This window comes from Helicobacter valdiviensis (assembly GCF_003245365.1).
Classification (GTDB): domain Bacteria; phylum Campylobacterota; class Campylobacteria; order Campylobacterales; family Helicobacteraceae; genus Helicobacter_D; species Helicobacter_D valdiviensis.
Genome location: NZ_NBIU01000056.1, coordinates 1 through 4805 on the forward strand (window position 1 = coordinate 1; position 4805 = coordinate 4805).

A 4805-nucleotide genomic window follows, 5' to 3' on the forward strand; every position below is an offset into this window, starting at 1 on the left:
GGATTATTTTTAGCAATAAAAACACCTGCTACAATTCCACCACAAAAAACTGCTGTATAAATCAATAAATCTAACATTGTTCTACTCCTTATTTATATTCCCATCTTGCTTTTTTGCCTCTTGTGTCCAAATGCACAAACCCTGCATGAGGATTATTTGTATTTCTTTTAATCGCAATTCCCAAAGGCTCTTCTCCCCATTTTTCTAAAACAAAGTTATAAACTTCCTCTGTCTTTACTCCTTTAACGATAAAATCTACTGCACTTCCAATGGTGTGTTGAGAGTTCGTGGCACCACCTACTTTTGCATTATGTGTAGGACAACGATAAGCACTATTAATGATAATAGGAGCTTCAAAAAATTCTCTAATCTCACAAAGAATGCTAACTAGCTCATCACTTGGCACATTAGGAGGGCGTGTGCATTTACCACATTTACAATCAAACTCGCTTTCTTTAAAATAAGGGTTTTGTAACATTTTAATTCCTTTTTATACTAAGATTTCCAATTCTTCTTCAGGTTTAGAATAGATTTCACAACTAAATTTAAGCCGATACGCAAAAAGCGAATTATTGATAAAACCACTCTCAATACTATTTAAAAGCTTTTTATTGGTATTAAAGTTATAGAGCAAAAGCCTTAATTCATCAACTTTGCTAATTACTGAATTTTTATCTTTATTGAAAGTATGGCTTGAAAAAATAAGACTAAAAGATGCGTTATCTTTATGATGGTTTATGCTACTAATCCCTTCTAGCATTAAATAAAGTCCGCCTTGTTTAATATCCTCATAATTTGCCACACCTGTTGCTTTAAAGTGCTTTAAAAGTTCATCAGTTAAATTTTTTAAAGTCAAAACCTATCCTTTCTTTGTCTAACTCTAATTTTTGTTTTTAAGCCCACTTCTCCATCATCTAAAATTTCTGGAGCTTCTTTGATGGCTTTTAAGGCATTATCTAAAAGCATTTTGTCTTCTTCATCCAAAAGTATTTTTAAATAAATTTTAATTCTTATAAAGGCAAAATCCTCCCAAATGAAATCTGCAATTTGTTTATTTTTACAAACATCATCGGCATCTTTTGCAGCCTTTGCCACCACTTCTCTAGTAATTTCTTGCGGATTGCCTAAATTTAGCTCTGCTCTTTGCATAAGTGCTAACTCACGCAAAGTAAGTGCTAGCATTCTAGGTTTTTCCAAAAGTAAAGGGGTGGGCTTAAACATAAAATCACCTACTTTTTATTTTTGGATTTCTTAGCAGTGTCAGCTTCCATTTTAGAAGCACCTGCATTTTGCTTATCCTGACTAGAATTGTCTAGCTTTTTTCTTAGCTTGTTAGCTGCCTCAATATTTCCCATAATTACTCCTTTATTGATTTTATTTTTTGAAGCTTAAACTCCAATGTCCTCTTGTGCTTCTTCTGAGCTAGCTTCTGTATTTTCTTTTACTTTTCCGCTAGATTTATAAGCGAGTTGCCAAAGCCCATAACCTGCATTATCTTCACTATCAATCCCATATTGGAAAGCTTTACGCATAAAAGCTGCTTCATCTGTTGGATTGTCTTTTGCTACAAACTCCGCACCCTTATTGATTTGTAAAATAATGGCTTTAATGGGTTTTGTGGTATCAAATAAATACCAAGCATCTTGGTCGCTTAAATTTGGAGAAGTATAAACCTCCACCACGCCTTTAAATACATTGCTTGTTCCATTGATTAAATCACTATTGACAATCTCTAATGCCCTTGCCTCTAAACTTAGTGGCACAACCAAAAGATTGGGATTGATATTAAGTGTTCTTCCGCTCTCATTAGTAAGGGCTCGCATATTTTTTCTAGCTTCCATAAGGTTTTTAGCATTTAACTCTTTATCTCCTAGATTAGAAAAGCTTACTCCACCAATATCGTGGTCGGTCGCAAAAAACGCCTTGCCATCAAAACAAGTTTGATTTTGTTCTAAAAGCGTAAAAATTAAATCATTATAATGGTTATGCACCTCATAAGCTAATGCTTCAATTTGGGGGCGAACAACTCCTAAATTATCATAAGTGATTACATCGCGGGGAACTTCAATGGAACTTTCCCAATCTTTTTTGGTGATTGTGTAACCTTGCCCTTTTAACTTGCTAAATTGTCTATCGCCAATCCATTCGCGCATTTTAGGTAAAGAGGCTAAAAACTGATATTCAACTACCATTGAATTAACATTTGTTGTCATTGCGAGTTTTTCATAATCCTTGTTTCCTTTCTCTAACGCATTGTTAAAAATTGTGCTAAAACCTTTGCTTACTGCCTTCATATATTCTGGTGTTAATTCTGTAAAAGCCATTATTTATCTCCTTTAATTCCTAATTGTTTAAAAACCTTTTCTTCTGCAAGACTTAGGCTATTTTTTTGTTGTGTGAAGTTTAAATCTTTTCTTCCTAAAACAATGCTTGCCTCTTTTTTACATACATCAAGATAATCTTCTAAAACTTGTCCTTTCATATTGATAGCCTTAGCATATCGAGATGGTAGAATAGAACCATTTTGTAAAAGTAAATCAAGTCGTTTTTTGTGATTTTCTTGCAGTTCTTTTTCGCTTTGATTGAGTGCGTTTTCTAGTTTGGCACTAAGCTCTGCAAGTTGTGCTTTTAGCTCTTCATTTTCTTTTTTTAAATTTTCTAATTCATTGTTTGGGTTTTCGCCCTCATTGGCACTTTGCACCGCTTTTCCTGCCTCTTCCCCTATGCTTTGTGCTTTTGCTTCTGCCTCCTCTGCTAATTTTTGCAACTCTTCTAGATTTTCTTCCATAAAATTCCTTTCTCTAAAAAATGTTTTAATCCTATTTAAAGCCTTGTTTAAAAGGTTTGGTTGATTAACTAATCCTAAGCCCTCCAAAAACACGACATTTTTATTTTTATCTGTGTAATATTCTGGGCTTAGATACCTAAAAGCTTTGGATTTTACAAGCTCATCGCCTTTTTGTGTAAGTTCTAAACTTGCATAAATTCCATCTTCCCTTAGCTCTAAACTATTGCAGTCAAACCAACCATAAGCCTCACCGCCTTGATGGTTTAAATTAAGTGCTAAGTCAATTCCATTATCTTGAATAATTTTTATGAGCTTAGCTCCATCAATCTTGAATTCTCTCCCATCAATACCTTTTACAGAACCAATGGGAGAGATTTTAACTTTCTCTTGTAGTTTTTGAGCATTAAGCTCTAAAAGCAAACTATTCACTTCTAATCCTTTAAGCCTAAAACAAAATTTTTGTGAAATCTTAGGGGAAAATTTGTTTTTTATAAATCCATATAAAACATATATAGACACGCATATTGTGATGTTTTAGCCTACAATAGCACAAAAATTTTAGGAGCAAGATTTGTCAAAAAGAGAACTTGTTAAAAATCTTTATATTGAAGGCAAAAGCATTGATGACATTTGTGTGTGTGCAAAAATCACGCGTGCTGGTTTTTATTATATGAAGAAAGATGATTTTAGCAAGGGAATTGACTGGGAGGCTCTAAAACTAAATGCTCTAAGAGATGAAAAGGATTTAGAAAACAAAGAAGCAATGTTTTTAAATGCACTTATAGCTGAGTTTGATAGATTTTTAGAGAGTGCAAGTCGTGATGAATTAAGCTTAGAACTTTTAGAAAGTTTGCAAAAGTATGCAAAAACTTACTGGGCTATTAAAGCTCCTAAAAAAATTGATACTAAAGCCTTAAAATTTGAAACTGCCAAAAAAACTATAGAAGAAATTATTTCTTTAGCAAAAGACAATGAGGAAGTGTGCGAATGGCTTAGTGCAAATAGTGATTTAATATTAGGAAAGGTTTTTAAATGAACGAACTAGGAATTATTTGTGAGGTAAAAGAGCATCTAGCTAAGGTTAAAATTGGAGATTTAGTTACAGACTTTTTGCCAGTATTTCAAAGTTTAACTAACTCCTATGCGGTTTCTTTCTCTCCTTTAAGAGTAGGAGAACAAGTATTAGTAATACCTGTGCGTGGGGATTTAAATTCAGGTGTTATTTTACGAGGACTTTATCAAACAAAACACAAAGCCAAAAACACAGATACAAATACCTTTAACATAGACTTTGAAGATGGAACGCATTTAGAATATAACTCTAAGAGTAGCACTTTAAAGCTTGATGTGGTTAAAGATATAAACATCACTTGTATAAATGCAAATATCAAAGCACAAAGCGTAAAAGTAGATAGTCCTAGCATTGATTTAGGACTTGGAGGAGCAGGTGTTGTTACAACTGAATGTATTTGTGCTTTTACAGGAAGTCCCCACCCACATGGTTCAAGCAATACAAGGAGTAAAATCTAATGGCACTCACGCAAGACTCTTTAGTTTCAAAAATGGAAAAACACTTAAAGCTACAAGGATACACAAAAGTAGAAGATGAAGATAATGGTAGGGGCTATAGAAGATATTCTATGCCATTTTTAAGAGCCTTGAGTGCTGCAGTGATTGAAGAAATACAAGAAAATGCAAGAGTGCAAGATAAAGGCAGTGAATGTAGTGGAGAATGGAGCATACAATGAAATATTTAGTAAGCATAGAAGAAAGCATTAAAGATATTTTAATCACTCCTTTGGGTTCTCGTGTAATGAGGCCTAATTATGGTTCATTGCTTTATACGCTCATAGATAAAAAAATTGATGATGATTTTAGATTGAAACTCACTCAATATGTAAGTGAGGCAATCACTAAATGGGAAAAAAGAGTGGAACTAAAAGGAGTAAGATTAAATTCTTTAAATAACCACAAATTAAACATTACTTTGCTTTTTAATAATCACCCTAGCATAGAG

9 protein-coding genes and 1 pseudogene are annotated in these 4805 nt (G+C 33.3%); 4 read left to right on the forward strand and 6 right to left on the reverse strand.

What is annotated here, in order from left to right; translation table 11 throughout:
- Nucleotides 1-88: 88 nt before the first annotated feature.
- The 6 genes from B6S12_RS10170 to B6S12_RS10190 are packed head-to-tail and all read right to left on the reverse strand — an operon-like array spanning nucleotide 89 to nucleotide 3217.
- Complete coding sequence (locus tag B6S12_RS10170) at nucleotides 89-478, reverse strand: D-Ala-D-Ala carboxypeptidase family metallohydrolase (RefSeq protein ID WP_111230668.1); 390 nt, start codon at nucleotides 476-478, stop codon at nucleotides 89-91.
- A 12-nt stretch (nucleotides 479-490) separates the two neighbouring features.
- A complete protein-coding gene (locus B6S12_RS10175; protein ID WP_111230669.1) occupies nucleotides 491-856 on the reverse strand; it encodes a hypothetical protein in 366 nt (121 codons plus the stop codon).
- Nucleotides 853-1221, reverse strand: coding sequence for a hypothetical protein (locus B6S12_RS10180; protein WP_111230670.1), 369 nt, complete (start codon nucleotides 1219-1221; stop codon nucleotides 853-855). Before B6S12_RS10180 ends, B6S12_RS10175 begins: the two co-directional genes overlap by 4 nt.
- A gap of 8 nt (nucleotides 1222-1229) precedes the next feature.
- A complete protein-coding gene (locus B6S12_RS11745) occupies nucleotides 1230-1355 on the reverse strand; it encodes a hypothetical protein (protein ID WP_281267902.1) in 126 nt (41 codons plus the stop codon).
- Nucleotides 1356-1388: 33 nt separating this feature from the next.
- Complete coding sequence (locus tag B6S12_RS10185) at nucleotides 1389-2324, reverse strand: Mu-like prophage major head subunit gpT family protein (protein WP_111230671.1); 936 nt, start codon at nucleotides 2322-2324, stop codon at nucleotides 1389-1391.
- Nucleotides 2324-3217 carry a phage protease gene (locus B6S12_RS10190; RefSeq protein ID WP_111230672.1) on the reverse strand — a complete coding sequence of 298 codons (894 nt, stop codon included), beginning with the start codon at nucleotides 3215-3217 and terminating at the stop codon, nucleotides 2324-2326. The genes B6S12_RS10185 and B6S12_RS10190 overlap by 1 nt, the downstream gene beginning before the upstream one ends.
- 142 nt (nucleotides 3218-3359) lie before the next feature.
- Here B6S12_RS10190 and B6S12_RS10195 point away from each other — a divergent pair, with 142 nt between their 5' ends.
- From B6S12_RS10195 to B6S12_RS10210, 4 genes and pseudogenes are all read left to right on the forward strand, one after another.
- Nucleotides 3360-3824, forward strand: a complete 465-nt coding sequence (locus B6S12_RS10195; RefSeq protein ID WP_111230673.1) for a DUF1804 family protein — start codon at nucleotides 3360-3362, stop codon at nucleotides 3822-3824.
- Nucleotides 3821-4219: pseudogene (locus tag B6S12_RS10200) on the forward strand (phage baseplate assembly protein V); the annotation flags it as partial. The gene B6S12_RS10195 and the pseudogene B6S12_RS10200, both read left to right, overlap by 4 nt.
- A 98-nt stretch (nucleotides 4220-4317) precedes the next feature.
- The gene (locus B6S12_RS10205) at nucleotides 4318-4536 is read left to right on the forward strand and encodes a hypothetical protein (RefSeq protein ID WP_111230675.1); all 219 of its coding nucleotides are present in this window, start codon (nucleotides 4318-4320) and stop codon (nucleotides 4534-4536) included.
- Nucleotides 4533-4805: GPW/gp25 family protein (locus B6S12_RS10210; RefSeq protein WP_111230676.1), on the forward strand; the 273-nt coding region annotated here is incomplete at its 3' end. The genes B6S12_RS10205 and B6S12_RS10210, both read left to right, overlap by 4 nt.

Coding starts and splice junctions, on each gene's coding strand:
- B6S12_RS10185 (WP_111230671.1), bottom strand. CDS start 2,324: ATGGCTTTTACAGAATTAACACCAGAATATATGAAGGCAGTAAGCAAA.
- B6S12_RS11745 (WP_281267902.1), bottom strand. CDS start 1,355: ATGGGAAATATTGAGGCAGCTAACAAGCTAAGAAAAAAGCTAGACAAT.
- B6S12_RS10180 (WP_111230670.1), bottom strand. CDS start 1,221: ATGTTTAAGCCCACCCCTTTACTTTTGGAAAAACCTAGAATGCTAGCA.
- B6S12_RS10170 (WP_111230668.1), bottom strand. CDS start 478: ATGTTACAAAACCCTTATTTTAAAGAAAGCGAGTTTGATTGTAAATGT.
- B6S12_RS10205 (WP_111230675.1), top strand. CDS start 4,318: ATGGCACTCACGCAAGACTCTTTAGTTTCAAAAATGGAAAAACACTTA.